The sequence below is a fragment of the Pseudomonas sp. H9 genome, assembly GCF_004353925.1.
Classification (GTDB): Bacteria; Pseudomonadota; Gammaproteobacteria; order Pseudomonadales; family Pseudomonadaceae; genus Aquipseudomonas.
The window spans coordinates 120909-144022 of sequence record NZ_SMOK01000047.1; the positions used below are offsets into that span (position 1 = coordinate 120909).

General features: G+C 60.5%; 25 protein-coding genes. 1 reads left to right on the forward strand and 24 read right to left on the reverse strand.

Annotated elements, in window-relative coordinates; genetic code table 11:
* Positions 1–13: 13 nt before the first annotated feature.
* From E1573_RS25345 to flhA, 5 genes are all read right to left on the reverse strand, one after another.
* A complete protein-coding gene (locus tag E1573_RS25345) occupies positions 14–388 on the reverse strand; it encodes a chemotaxis response regulator CheY (protein ID WP_036990294.1) in 375 nt (124 codons plus the stop codon).
* Between the two features lie 104 nt (positions 389–492).
* The gene (gene fliA / locus E1573_RS25350) at positions 493–1233 is read right to left on the reverse strand and encodes an RNA polymerase sigma factor FliA (RefSeq protein ID WP_133217286.1); all 741 of its coding nucleotides are present in this window, start codon (positions 1231–1233) and stop codon (positions 493–495) included.
* Entirely contained in the window at positions 1230–2063 is an 834-nt protein-coding gene (gene fleN / locus E1573_RS25355) for a flagellar synthesis regulator FleN (protein WP_016393812.1), read from the reverse strand. The genes fliA and fleN overlap by 4 nt, the downstream gene beginning before the upstream one ends.
* A gap of 119 nt (positions 2064–2182) precedes the next feature.
* Positions 2183–3493 (reverse strand): flagellar biosynthesis protein FlhF, encoded by a 1311-nt coding sequence (flhF, locus tag E1573_RS25360; protein ID WP_133217287.1) that lies wholly within the window; start codon positions 3491–3493, stop codon positions 2183–2185.
* An 11-nt stretch (positions 3494–3504) separates the two neighbouring features.
* Positions 3505–5634: a flagellar biosynthesis protein FlhA gene (gene flhA / locus E1573_RS25365; RefSeq protein ID WP_133217288.1), complete on the reverse strand. Its 2130-nt coding sequence runs from the start codon at positions 5632–5634 to the stop codon at positions 3505–3507.
* A 355-nt stretch (positions 5635–5989) separates the two neighbouring features.
* Here flhA and E1573_RS25370 point away from each other — a divergent pair, with 355 nt between their 5' ends.
* Complete coding sequence (locus tag E1573_RS25370; protein WP_133217289.1) at positions 5990–6259, forward strand: DUF6124 family protein; 270 nt, start codon at positions 5990–5992, stop codon at positions 6257–6259.
* 69 nt (positions 6260–6328) lie between these two features.
* Here E1573_RS25370 and flhB read toward each other — a convergent pair whose 3' ends face one another.
* The 19 genes from flhB to E1573_RS25465 all read right to left on the reverse strand — a co-directional run bounded on the left by flhB (position 6329) and on the right by E1573_RS25465 (position 23106).
* The gene (gene flhB, locus E1573_RS25375; protein ID WP_133217290.1) at positions 6329–7462 is read right to left on the reverse strand and encodes a flagellar biosynthesis protein FlhB; all 1134 of its coding nucleotides are present in this window, start codon (positions 7460–7462) and stop codon (positions 6329–6331) included.
* Between the two features lie 2 nt (positions 7463–7464).
* The gene (gene fliR, locus E1573_RS25380) at positions 7465–8241 is read right to left on the reverse strand and encodes a flagellar biosynthetic protein FliR (protein ID WP_133217291.1); all 777 of its coding nucleotides are present in this window, start codon (positions 8239–8241) and stop codon (positions 7465–7467) included.
* A gap of 7 nt (positions 8242–8248) precedes the next feature.
* The gene (gene fliQ / locus E1573_RS25385; RefSeq protein ID WP_133217292.1) at positions 8249–8518 is read right to left on the reverse strand and encodes a flagellar biosynthesis protein FliQ; all 270 of its coding nucleotides are present in this window, start codon (positions 8516–8518) and stop codon (positions 8249–8251) included.
* A gap of 20 nt (positions 8519–8538) precedes the next feature.
* The gene (gene fliP, locus E1573_RS25390; RefSeq protein WP_133217293.1) at positions 8539–9291 is read right to left on the reverse strand and encodes a flagellar type III secretion system pore protein FliP; all 753 of its coding nucleotides are present in this window, start codon (positions 9289–9291) and stop codon (positions 8539–8541) included.
* Positions 9291–9695, reverse strand: a complete 405-nt coding sequence (fliO, locus tag E1573_RS25395) for a flagellar biosynthetic protein FliO (RefSeq protein WP_133217517.1) — start codon at positions 9693–9695, stop codon at positions 9291–9293. Before fliO ends, fliP begins: the two co-directional genes overlap by 1 nt.
* Before the next feature lie 54 nt (positions 9696–9749).
* The gene (gene fliN / locus E1573_RS25400; protein ID WP_133217294.1) at positions 9750–10220 is read right to left on the reverse strand and encodes a flagellar motor switch protein FliN; all 471 of its coding nucleotides are present in this window, start codon (positions 10218–10220) and stop codon (positions 9750–9752) included.
* A gap of 48 nt (positions 10221–10268) precedes the next feature.
* Positions 10269–11237, reverse strand: a complete 969-nt coding sequence (fliM, locus tag E1573_RS25405) for a flagellar motor switch protein FliM (protein ID WP_045200301.1) — start codon at positions 11235–11237, stop codon at positions 10269–10271.
* A gap of 9 nt (positions 11238–11246) precedes the next feature.
* The gene (fliL, locus tag E1573_RS25410) at positions 11247–11744 is read right to left on the reverse strand and encodes a flagellar basal body-associated protein FliL (protein WP_133217295.1); all 498 of its coding nucleotides are present in this window, start codon (positions 11742–11744) and stop codon (positions 11247–11249) included.
* Positions 11745–11896: 152 nt separating this feature from the next.
* On the reverse strand, positions 11897–13165 hold the full coding sequence (locus E1573_RS25415) for a flagellar hook-length control protein FliK (RefSeq protein WP_133217296.1): 1269 nt from the start codon (positions 13163–13165) through the stop codon (positions 11897–11899).
* A 190-nt stretch (positions 13166–13355) separates the two neighbouring features.
* Positions 13356–13703, reverse strand: coding sequence for an Hpt domain-containing protein (locus tag E1573_RS25420; protein WP_133217297.1), 348 nt, complete (start codon positions 13701–13703; stop codon positions 13356–13358).
* 25 nt (positions 13704–13728) lie between these two features.
* A complete protein-coding gene (locus tag E1573_RS25425) occupies positions 13729–15429 on the reverse strand; it encodes a fused response regulator/phosphatase (protein WP_133217298.1) in 1701 nt (566 codons plus the stop codon).
* 8 nt (positions 15430–15437) lie between these two features.
* Complete coding sequence (locus tag E1573_RS25430; protein ID WP_133217299.1) at positions 15438–15734, reverse strand: STAS domain-containing protein; 297 nt, start codon at positions 15732–15734, stop codon at positions 15438–15440.
* A gap of 91 nt (positions 15735–15825) precedes the next feature.
* The gene (gene fliJ, locus E1573_RS25435; protein WP_133217300.1) at positions 15826–16275 is read right to left on the reverse strand and encodes a flagellar export protein FliJ; all 450 of its coding nucleotides are present in this window, start codon (positions 16273–16275) and stop codon (positions 15826–15828) included.
* A 6-nt stretch (positions 16276–16281) separates the two neighbouring features.
* Complete coding sequence (fliI, locus tag E1573_RS25440; RefSeq protein WP_133217301.1) at positions 16282–17649, reverse strand: flagellar protein export ATPase FliI; 1368 nt, start codon at positions 17647–17649, stop codon at positions 16282–16284.
* A complete protein-coding gene (fliH, locus tag E1573_RS25445; RefSeq protein WP_133217302.1) occupies positions 17639–18412 on the reverse strand; it encodes a flagellar assembly protein FliH in 774 nt (257 codons plus the stop codon). The genes fliI and fliH overlap by 11 nt, the downstream gene beginning before the upstream one ends.
* 58 nt (positions 18413–18470) lie before the next feature.
* On the reverse strand, positions 18471–19490 hold the full coding sequence (gene fliG, locus E1573_RS25450) for a flagellar motor switch protein FliG (protein WP_133217303.1): 1020 nt from the start codon (positions 19488–19490) through the stop codon (positions 18471–18473).
* A complete protein-coding gene (fliF, locus tag E1573_RS25455; RefSeq protein ID WP_133217304.1) occupies positions 19483–21264 on the reverse strand; it encodes a flagellar basal-body MS-ring/collar protein FliF in 1782 nt (593 codons plus the stop codon). Before fliF ends, fliG begins: the two co-directional genes overlap by 8 nt.
* 15 nt (positions 21265–21279) lie before the next feature.
* Positions 21280–21606, reverse strand: coding sequence for a flagellar hook-basal body complex protein FliE (fliE, locus tag E1573_RS25460; protein ID WP_133217305.1), 327 nt, complete (start codon positions 21604–21606; stop codon positions 21280–21282).
* Positions 21607–21726: 120 nt separating this feature from the next.
* Positions 21727–23106: a sigma-54 dependent transcriptional regulator gene (locus E1573_RS25465; protein WP_133217306.1), complete on the reverse strand. Its 1380-nt coding sequence runs from the start codon at positions 23104–23106 to the stop codon at positions 21727–21729.
* Positions 23107–23114 lie beyond the last annotated feature (8 nt).

A 23114-nucleotide genomic window follows, 5' to 3' on the forward strand; every position in this document is an offset into this window, starting at 1 on the left:
CCCGTGGCGTGTCTTAGCTATTGACCCGCTCGAAGATCTTCTCGATCTTTTCTTTCAGCACTTGCGCAGTGAATGGCTTGACCACATAGCCGTTCACGCCGGCCTGTGCAGCTTCAATGATTTGCTCGCGCTTGGCTTCGGCGGTAACCATCAGCACCGGCAGGTGCTTGAGACGCTCGTCGGCACGCACTTTGCGCAGCAGGTCGATACCCGACATGCCTGGCATGTTCCAGTCAGTCACGAGGAAGTCGAAATGGCCGCTTTCGAGCATCGGCAGCGCCGTGTTGCCGTCGTCAGCTTCCTGAGTGTTGGTGAAGCCCAGGTCACGCAACAGGTTCTTGATGATCCGCCGCATCGTCGAAAAGTCGTCGACGATGAGGATTTTCATGTCTTTGTTCAATTAGACCTCCAAGCAGTCTTTAACGCGTTCAGCGCTGAACGCGCATTCAATCAATTCGGGCACCACATTTCGCGACTGCATTGAACCTGCGTTCAACGCGCCCGCCATTCCCCCAGGCGACTGCGCAAGCGCGCCGCACACTGGCTGTGCAACTGGCTGACGCGCGATTCACTAACCCCCAGGACCTCACCGATTTCCTTGAGGTTCAGCTCTTCGTCGTAGTACAGCGCCAGCACCAGACGCTCACGTTCAGGCAAGTTGGCGATGGCATCGGCCAGGGCTGCCTGAAAACGCTCGTCTTCCAGATCGCGCGAAGGCTCGAGCTGGACACTGGCGCCGTCCTCGTGCAGGCCTTCATGCTCGCCGTCCTGCAACAGGTCGTCGAAACTGAACAGGCGACTGCCCAAGGTGTCATTCAAAATCCCGTAGTAATCATCGAGACTCAATTGAAGTTCGGCAGCAACCTCGTGATCTTTAGCGTCACGGCCGGTTTTTGCTTCAATTGCGCGAATCGCGTCGCTGACCATGCGGGTGTTGCGGTGAACCGAACGCGGTGCCCAGTCCCCTTTACGTACTTCATCAAGCATTGCCCCGCGGATGCGGATACCGGCGTAGGTCTCAAAGCTGGCACCTTTGCTCGCGTCGTACTTGTTGCTGACTTCGAGCAAGCCGATCATGCCGGCCTGAATCAGATCCTCCACCTGCACACTGGCCGGCAAACGCGCCAGCAGGTGATAGGCGATACGCTTGACCAACGGTGCGTAGCGCTCGATCAACTCGTACTGGCCATCGCGCGAAGCCTTGCTGTACATCCGATAGCCGCTGGCGTTCATAGCACCGGTCCCGCGCTTGTCGGTTGCACCAGGCGCTCGACAAAAAACTCCAGGTGACCACGCGGATTGGCTGGCAGCGGCCAGCTATCGACCTTCTGAGCAATGGCCTTGAAGGCCAACGCGCACTTGGAACGCGGAAAGGCTTCATAGACCGCTCGCTGCTTTTGCACCGCCTTGCGCACGCATTCGTCGTAAGGCACCGCGCCGACGTATTGTAGGGCGACGTCAAGGAAGCGATCTGTGACCTTGGTCAACTTGGCGAACAGGTTGCGCCCTTCCTGCGGGCTCTGCGCCATGTTGGCCAGCACGCGGAAACGGTTCATCCCGTAATCGCGGTTCAACAGTTTGATCAACGCGTAGGCGTCAGTGATCGAGGTGGGCTCGTCGCACACCACCAGCAACACTTCTTGTGCCGCACGAACAAAACTGACTACCGAGTCACCAATACCCGCAGCGGTATCGATCACGAGTACATCGAGGTTGTCACCGATCTCGCTGAACGCCTGGATCAGGCCAGCGTGTTGGGCAGGCGCCAGATGCACCATGCTCTGCGTGCCTGAGGCCGCCGGCACGATGCGTACACCACCGGGCCCTTGCAGCAGCACGTCGCGCAGCTCGCAACGCCCTTCGATGACGTCGGCCAGGGTACGTTTGGGCGTGAGGCCCAGCAATACGTCAACGTTGGCCAGGCCCAGGTCGGCATCAAGCAGCATGACCCGACGGCCAAGCTCTGCCAGCGCCAATGACAAGTTCACCGACACATTGGTCTTGCCGACGCCACCTTTACCGCCGGTTACGGCGATCACCTGTACGGGATGCATGCTACCCATATTTGTTTATTACCTTGTCTTGCTTAGACCGAGGCCACATGACCGGCTGCGCTTTGAACACCTGAAAAATGCCTGGCAGTCCATCAATGCAGATACTTTGCAACGTCTTCACAATCACCTCAGCCAACTCGCTTGCCGGGGCTGTGGTAGAGATCAGCGAACATATCGGCCATCGCCTCTTCGCTGGGCTCGTCCTGCATCTGCACACTCACGGCGCGGCTCACCAACTGGTGGCGACGCGGTAGGTGCAGGTCGTCAGGAATGCGCGGACCATCGGTAAGATAGGCCACAGGCAGTTCGTGACTGATGGCCAGGCTCAAGACTTCACCGAGGCTGGCCGTTTCATCAAGCTTGGTCAGGATGCACCCGGCCAGCCCACAGCGCTTGTAGCTGTGATAGGCGGCAGTGAGCACCTGTTTCTGGCTGGTCGTCGCCAGTACCAGATAATTTTTAGACGCAATCCCACGCCCGGCAAGGGTTTCCAGCTGCATGCGCAGGGCCGGATCGCTGGCCTGCAGGCCCGCAGTATCGATCAGCACCACGCGCTTGCGCAGCAACGGGTCCAGTGCCTGCGCCAGGGATTGCCCCGGATCGACATGGGTTACCGAGACATTGAGGATGCGACCGAGGGTTTTCAGTTGCTCCTGGGCACCGATACGGAAGCTGTCCATGCTCACCAGCGCCAGGTTCTGCGCGCCGTACTTGAGCACATAACGCGCCGCCAGCTTGGCCAGGGTCGTGGTTTTACCCATGCCTGCCGGGCCGACCATGGCAATCACGCCGCCTTCTTCGATCGGCTCGATTTCCGGCACGTCAATACGCCGCGCCAGGTGTGCGAGCAGCATGCGCCAGGCATGCCGCGGCTCTTCGATGCCAGCGGTGAGGTCGAGCAGTTCACGCGAGATCGGGCCAGACAGGCCGATACGCTGCAAACGCCGCCAAAGGTTGGCTTGCTGTGGCTGATTACCTTGCAGCTGGCTCCAGGCCAACGAGCCAAGCTGAACTTCGAGCAATTCGCGCAGGCCCGACAGCTCGCTGCGCATGGCATCGAACAGACGCGGGTCTACCGGCGCCGCTGCAGCGGCCAGCGGGGCAACAGGCGCTTCGACCTGTGGCTCGACCAGCGGCTCGGAAGCGGTCAGCGGCAAACCGGCAAACAGTTGACGGTTGCCCTCTTCGCTTTCGGAGCGGCTGCTGAGCTCGGCCTGCGCGGTGACAATCCGCGACTGGGTCTTGCGCAGCTCATCTTCGAGCTCGACATTCGGAACCCGTGGCGCCAGGGCAGACAGCTTGTAGTCGAGCGCGGCCGTCAGCTCGACACCGCCAGCAATCCGTCGGTTGCCGATGATGGCGGCATCAGCCCCCAGCTCATCGCGAACCAGCTTCATGGCCTGACGCATATCGGCGGCGAAAAAACGCTTAACTTGCATAACCCACTACCTCAGCCGTTGGGGCCTACTGTGGCAACGATGGTAACTTGCTTGTTGTCAGGTATTTCCTGATACGCCAAAACATGCAAATTCGGTACAGCCAGGCGGCCGAAGCGCGACAGCATTGCACGTACTGGTCCTGCGACCAGCAGGATCGCCGGTTGCCCCTGCATCTCTTGACGCTGGGCTGCCTCGATCAACGAACGCTGAAGTTTTTCAGCCATGCTTGGCTCAAGAAGAACACCGTCTTCCTGACCTTGCCCGGCCCTTTGCAGACTATTGAGCAAAATCTGTTCCAACCTTGGCTCAAGGGTGATCACAGGCAGCTCGGACTCAACGCCGACAATGCTTTGCACGATTGCGCGACACAATCCGACGCGCACCACCGCGACCAGCGCGGCGGTATCTTGACTCTTGGCCGGGTTGTTGGCGATAGCCTCGGCAATGCTGCGGATGTCACGCACCGGCACTTGCTCGGCGAGCAACGCCTGCAAGACCTTGAGCAGGCCTGACAATGTAATGACGCCCGGCACCAACTCTTCGGCAAGTTTCGGCGAAGCCTTGGCCAATACCTGTAGCAGCTGCTGCACTTCTTCGTGCCCGATCAGCTCATGGCAGTGCTTGTGCAGAATCTGGTTCAAATGGGTGGCAACCACGGTACTGGCGTCCACCACGGTGTACCCCAGCGATTGCGCCTGGCTGCGCTGACTGACGTCGATCCACACTGCTTCCAGACCGAAAGCCGGGTCTCGCGCGGCAATTCCATTGAGGGTACCGAAAACCTGCCCCGGGTTAATCGCCAGCTCGCGGTCCGGATAAATCTCAGCCTCGGCCAGAATGACGCCCATCAGGGTCAGGCGGTAGGCGCTGGGCGCCAGGTCAAGGTTGTCACGGATGTGCACGGTAGGCATGAGAAAGCCCAGGTCCTGGGAGAGCTTTTTGCGCACGCCCTTGATCCGTGCCAGCAATTGCCCACCCTGGTTGCGGTCCACCAGTGGAATCAAACGGTAGCCGACTTCCAGGCCGATCATGTCGATAGGGGTGACGTCGTCCCAGCCCAGCTCCTTGGTATCGATAGCACGCTGCGGCGAAGGCAGCAGATCCTGCTGACGCTGCACTTCTTCCTGCGCTTTGATCTTGGCCTGCTGTTGCTTGCGCCACAGCAAGTAAGCGCCGCCACCGGCCAGCGCACCCAGGCTCAGGAAGGCGATATGCGGCATGCCCGGCACCAGGCCCATGACGATCATCACACCCGCCGACACCGCCAGCGCTTTGGGCGACTCGAACATCTGCCGATTGATCTGCTGCCCCATCTCTTCGGAGCCAGAAGCACGGGTCACCATGATCGCTGCGGCGGTGGACAGCAGCAGCGATGGCAATTGCGCCACCAAACCGTCACCAATCGCCAGCAAGGCATACACCTTGCCTGCGTCGGCAAAGTTCATGTTGTGCTGGAACATACCGACCAGAATGCCGCCGATCAGGTTGATGAAGAGGATCAACAGGCCAGCGATGGCATCGCCGCGGACGAACTTGCTGGCACCGTCCATCGAACCGTAGAACTCGGCCTCTGACGCCACCTCGGTACGGCGCGCCTTAGCCTGGGCCTGATCGATCAAGCCAGCATTGAGGTCGGCGTCGATGGCCATTTGCTTGCCCGGCATCGCATCGAGGGTGAAGCGCGCGCTCACCTCGGAAATACGCCCGGCACCTTTGGTCACCACCACAAAGTTAATGATCATCAAGATGGCGAAGACCACGATACCGACCACGTAGTTACCGCCGATCACCACCTCACCGAAGGCCTGAATCACCTTACCGGCCGCCGCATGGCCGTCGTGGCCGTGAAGCATGACCACCCGCGTGGAAGCCACGTTCAAGGCCAGACGCAACAGCGTGGCCACCAGCAGAATCGTCGGGAACGCGGCGAAGTCGAGTGGCCGCAGGGCATAAACGCAGACCAGCAACACCACAATCGACAAGGCAATGTTGAAGGTAAAGAACACATCGAGCAGGAACGGCGGGATCGGCAACATCATCATTGCCAGCAGCACCAGCAGCAACAGCGGCACACCCAGATTCCCCCGACCTAAGCCGGCCAGGTTGTTACGGGCACTGTTGATTAACTGAGAGCGATCCACCGGTATTCCTCGTCTAGCTCAAGCAAAACTTTGACGCGTTTGACGCGCGCAGCGCTGCCTCTGCAAAAAGCCTTCCAACTTTGCACTAGCCGCTACGGATACCCGGTAGGAGCGGGCTTGCCCCGCGATTGAGGCCTATCAGACACAGCGCATCGCGGGGCAAGCCCGCTCCTACCGAGTGCCCCTTCCTAAGATCTATCCTATGCAGTCTGTCGGCTCCAGCAGCTTGCCCAGGGAAGGTCTTCACACTAGGCTCACTCGACCACTGAATGTTCAGTGAGCGGGAGGGCTTCGACCCTGCCGGGTTCCTAACTTACCGGTTCGCCAACCCGCGTACAGCTGCCACCCTTTTCGTTTGGCGACGAAAGCGTGGTGGATTCTTAAACACCCTCCCCTGTTTAACGTCCGCGCCGGCATTCGCGCAGAAGACGCTCTGGTACATGCCTCGCTTTACCTCAAGTGTGCCAGCGCCACGATTCCCAAGGCAGTGCAATACACTCAAGAGCCGGGCCGGGGTTTTGCCTGGTCAACTCAGCATTCAGTGGAGATGGCCAAGGCACTGATTGACGCCCTGCTGGACGGGATAGAGGAGCGACAGCTAAACGCCAAGCAGTTTGGCATGTAATCGAACATCGCGGGGCAAGCCCGCTCCCACCGGGCCGGTGGGAGCGGGCTTGCCCCGCGATGCGGTTTATCAGTCGTGCTGCAGGTCGGGCGGAATCGGCAGGTCTTTGAGCGGTTCAGGCGGTTTGCCTTTGCCAGCACGGTACTGACGGATCTGGTACACGTAGGCCAGCACCTGGGCCACGGCCAGGTACAAGCCCGCCGGGATCTCCTGCTCAAGCTCAGTGGAGTAGTAGATCGAACGCGCCAACGCCGGTGACTCCAGCACCTGGATCTTGTGCTCTTTGGCGATTTCACGAATCTTCAGGGCGAGGAAGTCCGCACCTTTGGCCAGCAGCAACGGTGCAGCACCCTTCTCCGGGTCGTATTTGAGGGCCACGGCGTAGTGGGTCGGGTTGGTAATGATCACATCGGCATCAGGAATAGCCGCCATCATCCGCCGCTGGGACGCATCGCGCTGCAACTGCCGGATGCGTTGCTTGACCTCTGGCTTACCCTCGCTGTCTTTGTATTCGTCGCGCACTTCCTGCTTGGTCATCAGCATTTTCTGATGCGTTTGCCACAGCTGGATCGGCACATCCACTGCCGCAATCAACAGCAGCCCGGCAGCCATCCACAGGGCGCTCCAACCCACCACTTGCACGCCGTGGATGATGGCCTGATCCAGTGGCTCGTTGGCAATGGCCAGCAAGTCATCGCGATCAGCCGAGAGCACCACCAGCGCCACGATCAAAATCATGAAGAACTTGGCCAGCGCCTTGAGCAGCTCAGACAGGGCATTGACCGAGAACATCCGCTTGATCCCAGCCATGGGGTTCATGCGACTGAACTTGGGCTGCAGCAAGCTGCCAGAAAACAAGAAACCGCCAAGGGCGACCGGGCCGATGATCGAGGCCACCAGCAACACCAGCAACACCGGCTGGATGCTGAGCATCGCCGACTTACCGGCCGCCATGAGGAAAATCCCCATAAAGCGTTCATCGGTAATCACCTCGCGCGACAGCACGAAGTTGCTGCGCATCAGCTCCATCATGGACTGAGCAATACCACCACCAAAGGCCAGCAAGGCACCGGCACCGGCCAGGGTAACCGCCACCGTATTGAGTTCTTTGGAGCGCGCAATCTCACCCTTTTCCCGGGCGTCCTTTTTGCGTTTCTCGGTGGGGTCTTCTGTTTTGTCCTGACCGCTTTCGCTCTCAGCCATGCTCAGTTCGCCCGTGCCAGTTCACGCAACCACTGCAAGGCCTCGGAGGCCAGCTCCTGGTAATGCGGTACGAGGTCAGCCAGGGTAACCCAGAAAATGCCAAGGCCCAGCACCAGGGTCAGCGGGAAACCGATGGAGAAGATGTTCAATTGCGGTGCTGCCCGGGTCATCACACCAAAGGCAATGTTAACCACCAGCAAGGCGGTGATCGCCGGCAGCACCAGCAGCAAGGCTGCGCCCAGCACCCAGCTCAGCCGCCCGGCCAGATCCCAGAAGTGATTGACCAGCAAACCGCCCCCCACCGGCAAGGTGGTGAAGCTTTCAGTCAACACCTCGAACACCACCAGGTGGCCGTTGATTGCCAGGAACATCAAGGTCACCAGCATGGTCAGGAACTGGCTGATGACTGCCACGTTGACGCCGTTGGCCGGGTCGACCATCGAAGCGAACGCCATACCCATCTGGATCGCGACAATCTGCCCGGCAATCACAAAGATCTGGAAGAACAGCTGCAGCGCCATACCGAACAGCGCACCGATGATGATCTGCTCGGCGATCAGCAGCAGCGCACGAAGGTCCAGCGCATTGACCTCGGGTATCGGTGGCAAACCGGGCACGATGACTACAGTGATCGCCACTGCCATGTACAGGCGAATGCGCGTCGAAACCAAGGTGGTACCGATCACCGGCATGGTCATCAACACCGCCGCGACACGAAACAGCGGCAAGATGAAGCTGGCCACCCAGGTGCTGATCTGCGCATCGGTCAACGCAAGCATCGAACCGTCAGCCGATCAGTTGCGGGATGCTGCCGTACAACGACAGCATGTATTCCATGAACTTCTGCACCAGCCACGGCCCCACCACAATCAGGGTGAGCAGCATCACCAGCAGGCGCGGCAAAAAGCTCAGGGTCTGTTCGTTGATCTGCGTCGCTGCCTGGAACATCGCCACGATCAAGCCCACCAACAGGCTCGGCACCACCAGCACGGCGACCATCAAGGTGGTCAGCCACAGCGCATCACGAAACAGGTCGACGGCAACTTCAGGGGTCATGTCGGGATCTCCTTGAGGCGTCAGACGCCGCCAAAACTGCCGGCCAGGGTGCCCATGATCAGCGCCCAGCCATCAACCAGCACGAACAACATGATCTTGAACGGCAGCGAGATGATCAGCGGCGAGAGCATCATCATACCCATGGCCATCAGCACACTGGCCACCACCAGGTCGATGATCAAGAAGGGAATGAAGATCATGAAACCGATCTGGAATGCCGTTTTCAGCTCCGAGGTGACAAAGGCTGGCACCAGGATGGTCAATGGCACCTGATCAGGGCTGGCGATATCGGTGCGCTTGGACAGGCGCATGAACAGGTCCAGGTCGCTTTGCCGGGTCTGGGCCAGCATGAAGTCCTTGAGCGGCACCTGCGCCTTGGCAATCGCCTCCTGGGCCACCATTTGCTCATTCAAGTACGGCTGCAGGGCGTCTTTGTTCACCCGGTCGAACACTGGCGCCATGATGAACATGGTCAGGAACAGCGCCATACCGGTGAGGATCTGGTTCGATGGCGTCTGCTGCAGGCCCAGCGCCTGACGCAGAATGGAGAAGACAATGATGATGCGGGTGAAGCTGGTCATCAAAATGACGAACGCCGGAATGAAACTCAGCGCTGTCATGATCAGCAGAATCTGCAGGCTGACCGAATATTCCTGCTGCCCGTCCGCACCGCTGGACAGAGTAATGGCCGGGATCGACAACGGATCGGCGGCCAGCGCCAGTGGCGCTGCCAACAGCAACAGCAGCGTCAACATCATGCGCAAAGCGCCCATTACGACTTACCCTTCTGATCCTTGCCCATCAGCTCCAACAGGCGCTGGGCGAATTCTGGTGTGGCCTGACGCGCACTGGTCGGCACCTCGACCGGCTCGGCCAGCACGTGCAACGCCTCGATGCTGCCCGGCGTGTGACCGATCAGGATCTGCTCCTTACCGACTTGAATCAGCAACAGGCGATCCCGCGGCCCCAAGGTGCGACTGCCGAGGATTTCGATGACCTGACCATTGCCCGGAGCCGCGTTCTGCACCCGGCGCAACAACCAGGCAAGCAGAAAGATCAGCCCCAACACCAGCAGCAGGCCCAGCACCAACTGCCCCAATTGACCGACCGCACTGCCAGAACTGGCCGGTGCAACGACGGCCGCGGCAGGCTGCACCGTGGCCGCAGCCAGCGTCATGCTTGCAGAGAGCGCACCCAGCAACGCCAGGCTGCGGCAGGCAAAGCGCTTCACTCAGCGCAGCTTCTTGATGCGTTCGCTCGGACTGATCACGTCAGTCAGGCGAATACCGAATTTTTCGTTTACCACCACCACTTCACCGTGGGCGATCAGCGTACCGTTGACCAACACATCGAGCGGCTCACCGGCCAGGCGATCAAGCTCGATCACCGAACCCTGGTTGAGCTGCAGCAGGTTACGGATGTTGATCTCGGTGCTACCCACTTCCATGGAAATGCTCACCGGGATATCCAGAATTACATCCAGGTTCGGGCCTTCCAGGCTGACAGGCTCGTTGCTGCGTGGCGAGCTGCCGAACTCTTCCATCGGCAGACGATTGGAGCCGCCGCTGCCATTACCGCTGTCGGCCGCCAGCAAGGCGTCGATATCGGCCTGACCGGCGTCGCCGGTTTCTTCCAGGGCAGCCGCCCACTCATCGGCCAGCGCCTGCTCTTCCGGGGAGGTGATGTCGTTTTCGTTAGCCATTTTGTCCTCGACGGGCAATCAATTCGGGGTTGGATCAACCGACGCCGCTCAGCGGCGTTCGATCGGATCGATAATCTGCAGGGCCAGAGTGCCTTTGTGCGATCCGAGCTTGGCCTTGAACGACGGCACGCCGTTGGCCCGCAGGATCAGCTCATCAGGCAGCTCGACCGGAATCACATCACCGGGCTGCATGTGCAGGATGTCGCGCAGTTTCAGCTGACGGCGGGCAACGGTGGCGCTCAGCGGCACGCTGACATCCAGCACGTCTTCGCGCAGAGCCTTGATCCAGCGCTCGTCCTGGTCGTCCAGATCGGACTGGAAACCGGCGTCGAGCATTTCGCGCACGGGCTCGATCATCGAATACGGCATGGTCACGTGCAGGTCGCCGCCACCGCCATCGAGTTCGATGTGGAAGGTCGACACCACCACCGCTTCGCTTGGCCCGACAATGTTGGCCATGGCCGGGTTGACCTCGGAGTTGATGTACTCGAAGTTGACCGGCATGATCGCTTGCCAGGCTTCTTTGAGGTCAACGAAAGCCTGATCCAGCACCATGCGTACCACGCGCAGTTCGGTCGGGGTGAATTCACGCCCTTCGATCTTGGCGTGACGACCGTCACCACCGAAGAAGTTATCCACCAGCTTGAACACCAGCTTGGCGTCAAGGATGAACAGCGACGTACCGCGCAGCGGTTTGATCTTGACCAGGTTGAGGCTGGTCGGCACGTACAGCGAATGCACGTACTCGCCAAACTTCATCACCTGTACGCCACCCACCGCCACGTCCGCCGAGCGACGCAGCAAGTTGAACATGCTGATACGGGTGTAGCGGGCAAAGCGCTCGTTGATCATTTCCAGGGTCGGCATGCGTCCGCGGACGATGCGGTCCTGGCTGGTCAGGTCATAGCTTTTGACGCTGCCCGGCTCGGCGTTGCTCTCGGTTTGTACCAACCCATCGTCGACACCATGCAACAAGGCATCGATTTCATCCTGGGACAGCAGGTCCTGCACGGCCATCGGTGGCTCCTACTGCAATACGAAATTGGTGAACAGCAACTGGTCGACGACCGGTTTGCCAACTTCTTTCTGGGCGACTTCCTGAACGCTGGCCGTCGCTTTCTGACGCAACATTTCCTGGCCGACGGGGCTGGCCAGGGTGTCAAAACCTTGCCCGGAGAACAGCATCACCAGGTTGTTGCGAATGACCGGCATGTGCACCTTCAAGGCATCCAGCGCGGCCTGATCACGCCCTTGCAGGGTAATGCTCACCTGCATGTAGCGCTGGCGGCCGTTCTGGTTGAAGTTGACCACGAAAGCCGGGGTCAGCGGCTCATAGATGGCGGCTGGCTTGAGGTTGCTGGCCTGTGCCGTGTCGGCTGCCGGCTTGTCTTCGGACTTGTGCAGGAAGAACCAGGTAGCACCTACCGACAGGCCGATAGCCAGCAGCAATGCCAGCACCGCCAACAAGATCAGCTTGAGTTTGCCTTTAGCGGCGGGGTCTTTGTCTGCGTCGCTCTTCGCCATGCCAATATTCCGTCATTCATCGGAGAATTCAGTCACATGGCGTGCTTTGAGCAAGTGTTATGCCAACCTGTGCCGTAGGAGCGGGCTTGCCCCGCGATAGCGGTGTGTCAGTCTGAACGCTATCGCGGGGCAAGCCCGCTCCTACAGGAGGGTCAGGCGTAGTAGTCGACGGCGCTGGTGCCGATTACGGTCTGCTGTTCGATGGGCGCAGTGCTTGCCGCTACTTCGCCCTCCTCACCTGCCGCATTGCGCCGTGCTGCTACACCGCTCAGGCGTGGCGCGTCAGGATTGCCCTGCTGCTGTTGGCCACGAGACTGGTCGGCCACGTTCACATCCGGCTGGCCAAGCCCCTGCTGGGCGAACATTTCCCGAAGGCGGTGCACCTGGTTTTCCAAGGCTTCACGCACGCCAACATGACCGCTGGTGAAGGTAATCTGCGCCTGCTGCTCCGGCGCCATGTGCACACGGATATCCAGGCGCCCCAACTCTGCCGGCTCCAGCTGAATGTCAGCAGACTTGAGGTTCTGACTGGACAGGAACATCACCCGGCTGACCAGGCCTTCCGTCCAACCACCCTGATTCATCGCCAATGGCTGATGCAACGGCGCCGGGGCCACCGGCACGGCGTTGGCGGTTTTCGGCGTGGCGGCCTGGGTCAGCGCGCTCAGGCGCTCGGCAAAGTTATCCACACGGGTATCGCTGGCGGCGCCTTTGAGGTCTTTCAGGCCGTCATCCAGCAAGCCGGAAAATGCTTTCTCCCCCGCCTCGCCGTGCTCGGCCTCGGCACCCGCCTTGTCGAGCACAGCCGCCAGCGTATTGACGGCAGGTTGCGTCGGCGTTGCTTCCGGCTGCGCGGTCGTCGGTTTGCTGGCAGTGTGAGCCGAAGTCGTGCCCTGGGCCTGCGCCGTTTGTTCCAGGGCCATGCGCAAGGCTGGCATATCGGCCAGCGGATCAGCTTCGGGATCGAACGCGGGCTCTTCGACAACGGCAGCAGGCGCGACCTGCGCTTGCAACTGCGCCGCCTGCACCACCGGCGCCACGGCTTCGGCCTGGGCCTGGATCAATTGTGCCCCCGGCTGCGCATCGGTCACCTGACCGGCTACCAGGTTCGGGTCGAGCAGCGTCGGCTCTTGGCTATCACCCGCTGCCGGCAGGGAATCGTCCTGCTCTTCTGGCAAGTTGTTGCCGCTTTCGGCAACGCTTGCCTCTTTGGCGGCAGGGTCCTTGCCTTCTTTTACCGCCTTGTCGCGCTTAGGCACCTCGGCTGCCGCCGACGCCTGGCGAGACTGCTGCGCATACACACTGGAAAAGCCCGAGTCCTTGTCGTTCGCGGGCTGCGGCGACTTGTCCGCCTGGCTGGCAGCACGGGAGGCGTTGCTCGCGGTACCGACTTGCAGCAAGGGATTGGAAGCGACCGGCATGAGGAACTCTCCGCGACAGTAGGGCTTGAACGTTAGCTAGCCAATGGATTAGCAAGAGTCGCGCCAAGTTAGGGACTGTTCAGTAGGAGCGGGCTTGCCCCGCGATAGCGACCTACCCGTCACTACGTTTTCGCGGGGCAAGCCCGCTCCCACAAACTGAAGACAGTTGCCCCTACCACGCCCCACGGTGTTAACCGATCAGGACGCGCTGGCGCTCTTCGGTATACAGCTGACGCACCGCCTGGTACTCGATGTCGATCTGATTGATCAGGTCTTCGATGTTGTTCAGCGGAGGGGTTTTGACCCGCTCTTCCAGCCGCCCGCACAACTCGGCCAGGGCTTTGGCGCCCATGTTGCTGCTACTGCCTTTGAAGCTGTGCGCAGCACGACCAAGCGCTTCCGGGCTGGTCGCCTCGTGCAATTGATTGAGGCGGATTTCGGAGTCGCAGAGAAAGGTATCCAGCAGCGTCAGATAATCATCCTCCATGACCTCCTGAAGGCTGATCAACACCGCTTGATCGATATGGATATCGGACACTTGTTCACTCCTTGATCAAGTTCAATTATGCCAGAGCCTCCCAAGCGAACTCCACGTGTACGCGGCGCCCCTCGTCAGCCCACTCGGCACGTCGGCTCAGCCGGCGTATCAGGTTCAACCCGCGCCCGTACAAACCTTGCTCGGCAAGCGGGCGTGCAAGCACTTTACTCACGTTAAAACCGTTGCCACTGTCTTCAACCTCAATGATCAGACGCCCTCCCAAGCCTTGGGGTTCAACCCGCAAGCCTATTCGAATATAGCCGCTGCTCAGCGCTTGCATGCGTTCATTACGCTGACGGTAGTACTCGCCAAAGCCCTGGGCATCGCGCTTGAGCCCGGAATCCAGCGCCAGCACCCCATGTTCCAGGGCGTTGGAATACAACTCGGTCAAAACACAATGCAAGGCCCCGCTTTGCGTACGCAGGCCATGAATGTCCTGAAGAAGATGCAACAGATGAGGCAATGGATTAAAGCGTTTAAGTGTTTCTGCACGAAACTCGAAGTTCACCGACCAGTCCAGCGGGGCGGATTGCCCGCTGTCAGAGTAGATCACCGCTGGTGCCGCCAGGGCTTCCGGCTCAACCACTGTAACCTCCAGCAGGCTGACGTCATCACGGCACCGCCCGCGAAACGCTTCGAGCGCTTGAAGCACCTCCTCAAACAACCGATCAGGCTGACGATTGGCGCCGATTACCTGCAGCAGCCGCTCAACGCCGAACAGCTGATCGTTTTCATCACTGGTATCGACCACTCCGTCAGACAACAAAAACAGACGCTCGCCCAAGGCCAGCGGCAGAACCTGGGTTGTATCGTCGAAACGCTCCACCGCCAGCACGCCAAGCGGCAAGTGCCGGGAAACCAGCGGCAACGGTGCGCTGCCATTGGCAGACAACAGATAGCTGTCAGGCATGCCGCCGTTCCACACCTCGACCGTACGGCGCTGGAAACTCAGGTTCAGCAACAGTGCGCAGCAAAACATGTCCACAGGCAGGATACGCTTGAGCTTGGCGTTCATCTCGCGCAGTGTTTCCGCCAGGCCGTAGCCCTTGGCCGTCATACCATAGAAAATTTCTGCCAGCGGCATCGCCCCGACCGCAGCCGGTAAGCCATGCCCGGTGAAGTCGCCGAGCAACACATGCATATCACCCGAAGGGGCGTACGCTGCCAGCAACAGGTCGCCGTTGAACAGCGCATATGGGGACTGCAGGTAGCGAATGTTCGACGCACTCAGGCAACCGGCATGCGCGATCTTGTCGAACACCGCCTTGGCGACCCGCTGCTCATTGAGCAAGTGGTGGTGATGGCGGGTGATCTGGTCACGCTGCTCCAGCACCGTGGCTTGCAAGCGGCGCAAGCGATCCATCGCCTTGATCTTCGCCGCCAGAATCACCGGACTGTACGGTTTTGCCAGAAAGTCGTCGCCCCCGGCTTCCAGGCAGCGCACCAACGCCTCTTCCTCACTCAGCGAAGTGAGGAAAATAATCGGCACCAGCGCCTCACCGGCCAACGCCTTGATGTGTCGCGCCGCCTCGAATCCGTCCATCACTGGCATCAGGGCATCGAGCAGCACCAGTTGCGGACGCTGCTCGGCAAACAACGCCACCGCCTGCTCACCGTTTTCAGCGGTGAGCACGGCATGCCCCTGCTTGTTGACGATTCGCGCCAGCAACAGCCGGTCCACCGCACTGTCTTCGGCGATGAGCACAGTCAAGCGTGCTTCAGGCATGGCCTGGATCAACTGATGTCGAACAGCTTGTCGAAATTGGAAATGGCGAGGATCTTGCGGACATCCGTACTGGTATTGATGACCTGAACCTCCGAATCATCCCCGCCTACGTGATCACGCAGCATCAGCAACATGCCCAATGCCGAGCTGTCGAGATAGGTGGTTTCCTTGAGGTCGACAACGACCAGATCCGGATGACCGACACCCTCATAGGCGTGGCGAAATTCCTGGTGCTTGCCAAAGTCAAAGCGACCCTTGACCTTGATCGTCAACTTCCCGTCCTGGGATATGGATTCAACTGCCATCTAGGCGATTCCTTCGATTAAGACGAACACAGACAACCAGAAGGTTTAGCAGTCCATCGGCTTAGCGGCAAGCAGGCGCAATGGTTGCAGGTCAACGATTGAGGCGCGGCAGGCGCTGGGACAACTCATCGAGCAGCTTTTGCTCGCGCTTGTCTTCGATCATCCGCGCTTCGTCGATATAGCGCTGCACCAGTTTGCGCAACCCTTCAACCCGAGCGTAGGCCTGCTGCCAGGTACCCCGGGCATTGTTGAGGTTGTTCTGATGCCAGGCCAGGCTCTGGCGCTGCTGGGTCATGGCGCTTTCCAGTTGGCCGAGAAAGCGCTGGTAGTTCACCAGCCAACTGCCGGACACACCTTGCCCGCCACGGTTGATCCATTGCAACTGGTAGTCTTCACGAAAGCGGTCCAGCTCCGCCAGTTTGGCCTGCGCCAGGTTGACCTGCTGCTGGAACTGCCCCAGGCGCTGCGCAGCCTGGCGCTCGGCATTTTCAGCCATTTCCACCACAGGTGTCAGACGCGCCGCACGGCTTGGCTGGGCCATAACCTATCAACCGCCAGCGTCAGGGTTAGGCTGAGCGAACACGCTCGCCAAGTGCTCGCGGCTTTGCTGCATGCTGACATTGTCGTGCAAGCCCTGGCGCAGGTAGTGCACCAGCTTCGGTTGCAGCGCAATGGCCAGATCGGTTTCGGCATCGCCGCCGGCGACGTAGGCGCCCACACTGATCAAGTCACGGCTTTGCGACAGGCGCGCCCACAGCTGTTTGAACTGCTGCGCTTCACGCATCTGCTCGGGGCTGACCACCTGCGGCATGACCCGGCTGATCGAAGCTTCAATATCGATAGCCGGGTAATGCCCCTCTTCGGCCAGGCGCCGCGACAGTACGATGTGACCGTCAAGCACCCCGCGCGCCGAGTCGGCAATCGGGTCTTGCTGGTCGTCACCTTCCGACAACACGGTGTAGAACGCGGTGATCGAACCGCCACCGGCCTCACCGTTACCGGCGCGCTCCACCAGCTTGGGCAGCTTGGCAAACACCGAAGGCGGATAGCCCTTGGTCGCTGGCGGCTCACCGATGGCCAGGGCAATTTCCCGCTGGGCCTGGGCAAAACGGGTGAGCGAGTCCATCAGCAACAGGACGTTCTTGCCCTTGTCGCGAAAGTACTCGGCGATACGCGTGCAATACATGGCGGCGCGCAGGCGCATCAGCGGCGCATCATCCGCTGGTGAAGCGACCACCACTGAGCGCTTGATACCCTCTTCGCCGAGAATGTGCTCGATAAACTCCTTGACCTCACGGCCCCGCTCGCCGATCAGGCCCACGACAATGATGTCGGCCTCGGTGAAGCGGGTCATCATCCCCAGCAGCACACTCTTACCCACGCCGGTACCGGCGAACAGGCCCAAGCGCTGGCCGCGGCCTACAGTGAGCAAACCGTTGATGCTGCGGATACCGACATCCAGTGGCACGCTGATCGGATCACGGTTGAGCGGGTTGATGGTCGGGCCATCCATCGGCACCCAGTCTTCGGCTTTCATCCCGCCCTTACCGTCCAGCGCTCGCCCGGCGCCGTCGAGTACGCGGCCGAGCATGCTCATGCCCATCGGCAAGCGCCCGTTATCAGCCAGCGGTACGACTCGCGCACCCGGCGCGATTCCGGCGACACTGCCGACCGGCATGAGGAACACTTTGCTCCCGGCAAAGCCCATGACTTCCGCTTCGACCTGCACCGGATGGTAGCTGTCGTCGTTGATCACCACGCAGCGACTGCCAATCGGTGCCCGCAGGCCTTCAGCCTCAAGGGTCAAGCCGACCATGCGCAGCAGGCGGCCTTCAACCACAGGCTGAGCCGGCAACTTCACGGTGCCGGCATAACCGCCCAGGCGTTTGGCGAAGCTGGTGCGGTCAAGGCGCATCGACAGCGTCCAGATCGACGTTCAGATCGGGCGCGGCGGGATGCAGGCCCTGATCATGCAATTGATCGAACAACTGCGCGAGGGCCTTCTCGATGCGCGTTTCCATGCTCGCATCGATGCGGCTGTGGTCAGTCTCGATACGGCAGCCACCGGGCAGCAACGTCTGGTCTTCAAGCAGTTTCCAACGCTCTTCGTGGCGCTCGCGCAGGGCCTTGGCCTGTTCGAAGTCTTGCGGGTTGATATGAATACGGATGTTTTCCGCGCCCATCGGCAGCAGCTTGAGGGCTTCACGCAGCACCTGGCCGATCTGGCTGGAGTCGGTGCGCAGCTCACGACCAATGACCTCGCGGGTCATGTGCGCCACCAGGCTCACCAGGGCTCTTTCGATCTGGCTGTCTTGCTCGGCAATCGGCTCCAGCAAATGGCTCATGAGCTTTTCAAGGCTGGCCAGTTTTGCTTTCAGCGCGGTTTCGGCTTCCTGACGCACTTTGAGTTGGGTGCTGTGGAAACCTTCGCGCTCACCGGTGGCAAAGCCTTCGTTGTAGGCTTCCTGACGAATGCTTTCGAGTTCTTCGAGGGTCAGCGGCTGGACTTCTTCCAGCGGCACCTCCTCGACTTCGTCCTGCACCACTTCAGGTTCGGGCTCAGGCTCTGGCTCGGGTACGAACTCGGGTTCCGGATCGAAGCTAGGCAACGCCCAGCGATCGAAAGCCTCGACGTCGTCGGCGCGAATCAGCTCACTGAGGTGCTCGTTGGTTGACATGATTGCACGCACTCAAAATATCGCGGGGCAAGCCCGCTCCCACAGGGGGATACAGGCTTTAGATCATCTCTTCGCCGCCCTTGCCACCGAGCACGATTTCTCCGGCTTCGGCCATACGGCGGGCGATGGTGAGGATTTCCTTCTGCGCCGCTTCGACGTCGCTGACCCGTACCGGCCCCTTGGCCTCGAGGTCGTCGCGCAGCAGTTCCGAGGCTCGCTTGGACATGTTCTTGAAGATCTTGTCTTTGACCTTCTCGTCGGCACCTTTGAGCGACACCACCAGCACATCGGAGGAGACTTCGCGCAACAGTGCCTGAATGCCACGGTCGTCGACATCGGCGAGGTTGTTGAACACGAACATCAGGTCTTCGATCTGCTCGGACAAGTCGCCATCGATGTCGCGGATCGCGTCCATCAGCTGGCCTTCCACCGAGCTGTCGAGGAAGTTCATGATGTCGGCAGCACGCTTGATACCACCCAGGGTGGTACGTGCCGCGTTGGAGTTGCCGGAGAACTGCTTTTCAAGGATCTGGTTGAGTTCCTTGAGTGCTGCCGGTTGTACGGTGTTCAACGACGACACGCGCAGGATGATATCCAGGCGCACCTTGTGGTCGAAGTTACCCAATACTTCACCGGCCTGGTCCGGGTCCAGGTAGGCAACAACGATGGCCTGGATTTGCGGGTGCTCGTAGCGGATGACGTCGGCCACGGCACGCGGCTCCATCCACTTGAGACTGTCCAGACCGCTGGTGTTGCCACCGAGCAGAATGCGGTCAATCAAGCCGTTGGCTTTGTCTTCACCCAGCGCCTGGGTAAGCATTTTGCGAATGTAACCGTCGGAGCCGACGCCCAGGCTGGTCTGGTCGCCGACGATCTCGACGAACTCGCTCATCACCTGCTCGACCTGCTCGCGATGGACGTTGCCCATCTGCGCCATGGCCACGCCAACGCGCTGAACTTCTTTAGGGCCCATGTGCCGCAGCACTTGTGCAGCATCGGTTTCACCCAGGGACAAGAGCAGGATCGCAGCCTTGTCGACCCGGCTCAGTTTCGCGGTAAGGGCGCGGTTATCACTCATCGGCGTTGATCCACTCTTTCACGACCTGGGCCACACGACCCGGGTCTTCGGCCACCAGGCTCTTGATTGCATTGAGCTGCGCATCGTAACCCTCACTCGGGCTTGGCAGCAGAATGCTTTGCGGACCACCCAGGCTCACGCGGTCGTTGGCCAGTTCGCCATCCAGACCGAGCATACCGCCCAGTTCCATGTCGCCATCGGCACCGGCTTGTTGCTTCCCATGGCCGGTGATGTTGTTGAGTACCGGGCGCAGCACGCCGAACACCAGCACGAGGATGAACAGTACGCCCATGACCTGCTTGATGATGTCCCAGAACCACGGCTGCGAGTAGAACGGAATTTCGGCGATCACTTCACCGCGGTCGGCGGCGAACGGTACGTTGATCACACTGACGCTGTCGCCACGGCTGGCATCGAAGCCCACGGCGTCCTGCACCAGGCGGGTAAAGCGCGCCAAATCTTCAGCGGCCCACGGCGCACGCGTGGTATCGCCAGTGGCTGGGTCGATCTTGACCTGATCATCGACCACCACCGCTACCGACAGGCGATTCAGGCGACCCTGCTGCTGACGGGTGTGGCTGATGGAGCGGTCCAGCTCAAAGTTCTTGGTCGACTGCAGGCGTTTGTCGGCCGGGTACGGCGCGAGCATGGGCTGGCCGGTGGCCGGGTCCATGATCTGCTGACCGTTGGCATCTACCAGGGGCTGGCCTGGCTGGATGGCCGAAGCTGCCGTCTGGGCACCGCCGGTGGTTTGCGGCGCAGAGGCCGGCCCTGGCGGCTGGTTGCTCAAGGCACCCGGCACACCCTGCGGGCTGCTACTGCTGGAGCGCTGCTCATTGACCGACTGCTCACTGCGCAGTGCCGGTTGATCCGGGTTGAATTGCTCGGAGGTGGATTCGACCGCGCTGAAATCGACATCAGCCGACACTTCAGCCTTATAGCGATCATTGCCCAGCACCGGCTGCAGGATGTTGTGCACACGCTGGGTGAGCATGCCTTCCATGCGGCGGCTGTAGTCGAACTGTTTGCCGGCCATGGTCAACTCAGAGTTGCCGACCTGATCGGACAACAGGTTGCCCTTCTGGTCCACCACGGTGACCTGAGACTTGTCCAGTTCCGGCACACTGGTGGCCACCAGGTTGACAATCGCCATCACCTGACCGGCTTCCAGGCTGCGGCCCGGATACAGCTCAACCAGTACCGAAGCACTAGGGCGACGCTCGTCGCGAACGAACACCGAGCTTTTCGGGATCGCCAGGTGCACACGTGCAGCCTTGACGTTGTTCAGGCTGGAAACAGTGCGCGCCAGTTCACCTTCAAGGCCACGGCGATAGCGGGTGGCTTCCATGAACTGACTGGTGCCCAGGCCTTGTTCCTTGTCGAGGATCTCAAAGCCGACATTGCCATCACCTGGCGCCACACCGGCAGCGGCCAGTTTCAGGCGCGCACGGGAAATGTCTTCAGCCTTGACCAGCAAGGCGCCGGAATTCGGTTCAACGTTGTAAGGGATATCGGCAGCGGCCAGGGTGTCCATGACCTGCTTGGTGTCCATGCCGGCCAGGCTGCCGTACAGCGGCCGGTAATCAGGCTGCTGCGACCAGAGCACCACGGCAAAGCCGATAGCGACACTGGCGGCCAACCCGACCAGCAGGCCGACCTGACGCAGCATGGGCATCTGCGAGATGTTTTCCAGAAACGACATGCCGAACAACGGCGGCTTGGGCGCTGGCGCACCGCCTTTGGCGGGCACGTTATCGACGACTGCTTCGGCCATGACTCAATCTCGCCCTTATACCGGCATCTGCATGATGTCTTGATAGGCCTGGACCAGCTTGTTACGCACTTGGGTCAAGGCTTGAAACGATACCGAGGCCTTCTGCGAGGCGATCATCACATCGGTCAGGTCAACGCCGCTGGTACCAATTTCGAAGGCGTTGGACAGTTGCGTGGAAGCCTGCTGAGTGGCGCTGACCTTATTGATGGCCTGCCCCAGCATGTCGGCAAAATCGCTCGAACCGAGCTCAGGTGCGGCTGCCGCTTTAGGCATCGACATGGCGTCCATTTGCATGGCCCGCATGTCCAACATCAATCGATTAAATTCAACACCTTGGCTCATGGACTTCTCTCTCCGACGGCCCGCATTTTTTTGACACTCACGCAGCGGATACGCAGGACTTAGCAACAAAGGTGCCAGCTCTGCGCACAGACCGTGCAAACCCGCGATTATTCACAGCCTTCAGCTGGCGTACAAGCTGGCCTCAACATCCATCCCGGCATCACGCATTTGCGCCAGTTTGTAGCGCAGGGTGCGCGGGCTGATGCCCAAGCGCTCGGCCGCTTCTTTGCGGCGTCCGCGCTCGGCGCGCAAGGTATCGATGATCATCTGGAACTCGTGGCGACGCATGTCGTCGCCCAGCCCTGCAGATATCTCGGCCACCGCTGGCGACGGTGCAACCTTGGGCGGCGTCGCAGTGAACATCGGCACGGCCCCGGCCAGACAAAAATCCGCCGCCTCGATCACCCCGCCCTGCTGCAGGATCAACGCCCGCTGAATGGCGTTATCCAGTTCGCGCACATTACCCGGCCAGGCATAGCCTTGCAGGCAGGCCCGAGCGCCAGAAGACAGGCGCACCGGCGCATGCTTCATTTTATTGACGTGTCGCGCCAGCAAACGCTCAGCCAGCGGCAGAATATCGGCGCTTCGTTCGCGCAGCGGTCGCCAGGCCAGCGGAAACACCGACAAGCGATAGAACAAGTCTTCACGGAAGCGCCCCGCCGCCACTTCGCCGGCCAGGTCGCGGTTGGTGGTGGCCACCACACGGATGTCCAGGGCGATAGGCTTACGCCCACCGACACGCTCCACTTCCCGCTCCTGCAACACCCGCAGCAGCTTGGCTTGCAGCCCAAGGGGCATTTCGGAGATTTCATCGAGCAACAAGGTGCCGCCATCAGCCTGCTCGAACTTACCGGCCTGCGCGGCAATGGCGCCGGTGAACGAGCCCTTCTCGTGACCGAACAGGGTCGCCTCAAGCATGTTGTCGGGAATCGCTGCGCAGTTGATCGCCACGAACGGTTGATCGGCGCGGTTCGATTGCTGGTGAATAAAGCGCGCCAGCACTTCTTTACCGGTACCCGACTCACCGGAAATCAACACGGTGGAATCGCTGCGCGCTACCCGCGCAGCCAGCTCAAGCAATTGCGCACTGGCCGGCTCACAGGCCACCGGCCCTTCATCGACCACACCCGCCACAACGCCCAGGGCATGACGCGCCACCAACTCAAGCAACGCGCGCGGCTCGAAGGGTTTGACCAGGTAATCCACCGCGCCCTGGCGCATGGCTTCAACGGCACGCTCCACCGCAGCATGGGCGGTCATCAACAACACCGGCAACTGCGGCTGACGCGCGCGCAACAAGGCGAGCAGCTGGTGCCCGTCCATGCCAGGCATGTTGACGTCGCTGACCACCAGGCTGAAGGCCTCCTCAGCAACGGCTTCCAACGCCTCTTCGGCTGAACCGACGGCACGATAGGCAAAACCACCGAGCTCCAGGGTATCGCCCAAGGCCTGACGCAGTGCCCGATCATCCTCGACCAGCAGCACCTTGATTGCCTTCATTGCATTTC

Excerpts from the sequence above, each read along its gene's own strand:
- E1573_RS25415 (WP_133217296.1), bottom strand. The coding sequence starts at position 13,165 with ATGCCGGTCGCTTCCAATCCCTTGCTGCAAGTCGGTACCGCGAGCAAC.
- fliI (WP_133217301.1), bottom strand. The coding sequence starts at position 17,649 with ATGCGCCTTGACCGCACCAGCTTCGCCAAACGCCTGGGCGGTTATGCC.
- fliR (WP_133217291.1), bottom strand. The coding sequence starts at position 8,241 with ATGCTTGCGTTGACCGATGCGCAGATCAGCACCTGGGTGGCCAGCTTC.
- fliH (WP_133217302.1), bottom strand. The coding sequence starts at position 18,412 with ATGTCAACCAACGAGCACCTCAGTGAGCTGATTCGCGCCGACGACGTC.
- fliM (WP_045200301.1), bottom strand. The coding sequence starts at position 11,237 with ATGGCCGTGCAGGACCTGCTGTCCCAGGATGAAATCGATGCCTTGTTG.
- fliO (WP_133217517.1), bottom strand. The coding sequence starts at position 9,695 with ATGACGCTGGCTGCGGCCACGGTGCAGCCTGCCGCGGCCGTCGTTGCA.
- fliJ (WP_133217300.1), bottom strand. The coding sequence starts at position 16,275 with ATGGCCCAGCCAAGCCGTGCGGCGCGTCTGACACCTGTGGTGGAAATG.
- fliE (WP_133217305.1), bottom strand. The coding sequence starts at position 21,606 with ATGAGCCAAGGTGTTGAATTTAATCGATTGATGTTGGACATGCGGGCC.
- fliN (WP_133217294.1), bottom strand. The coding sequence starts at position 10,220 with ATGGCTAACGAAAACGACATCACCTCCCCGGAAGAGCAGGCGCTGGCC.
- fliL (WP_133217295.1), bottom strand. The coding sequence starts at position 11,744 with ATGGCGAAGAGCGACGCAGACAAAGACCCCGCCGCTAAAGGCAAACTC.
- fleN (WP_016393812.1), bottom strand. The coding sequence starts at position 2,063 with ATGGGTAGCATGCATCCCGTACAGGTGATCGCCGTAACCGGCGGTAAA.
- flhB (WP_133217290.1), bottom strand. The coding sequence starts at position 7,462 with ATGGCTGAGAGCGAAAGCGGTCAGGACAAAACAGAAGACCCCACCGAG.
- E1573_RS25465 (WP_133217306.1), bottom strand. The coding sequence starts at position 23,106 with ATGAAGGCAATCAAGGTGCTGCTGGTCGAGGATGATCGGGCACTGCGT.
- E1573_RS25430 (WP_133217299.1), bottom strand. The coding sequence starts at position 15,734 with ATGGCAGTTGAATCCATATCCCAGGACGGGAAGTTGACGATCAAGGTC.
- E1573_RS25425 (WP_133217298.1), bottom strand. The coding sequence starts at position 15,429 with ATGCCTGAAGCACGCTTGACTGTGCTCATCGCCGAAGACAGTGCGGTG.
- flhF (WP_133217287.1), bottom strand. The coding sequence starts at position 3,493 with ATGCAAGTTAAGCGTTTTTTCGCCGCCGATATGCGTCAGGCCATGAAG.
- fliQ (WP_133217292.1), bottom strand. The coding sequence starts at position 8,518 with ATGACCCCTGAAGTTGCCGTCGACCTGTTTCGTGATGCGCTGTGGCTG.
- fliG (WP_133217303.1), bottom strand. The coding sequence starts at position 19,490 with ATGAGTGATAACCGCGCCCTTACCGCGAAACTGAGCCGGGTCGACAAG.
- fliP (WP_133217293.1), bottom strand. The coding sequence starts at position 9,291 with ATGGGCGCTTTGCGCATGATGTTGACGCTGCTGTTGCTGTTGGCAGCG.
- fliA (WP_133217286.1), bottom strand. The coding sequence starts at position 1,233 with ATGAACGCCAGCGGCTATCGGATGTACAGCAAGGCTTCGCGCGATGGC.
- E1573_RS25345 (WP_036990294.1), bottom strand. The coding sequence starts at position 388 with ATGAAAATCCTCATCGTCGACGACTTTTCGACGATGCGGCGGATCATC.
- fliF (WP_133217304.1), bottom strand. The coding sequence starts at position 21,264 with ATGGCCGAAGCAGTCGTCGATAACGTGCCCGCCAAAGGCGGTGCGCCA.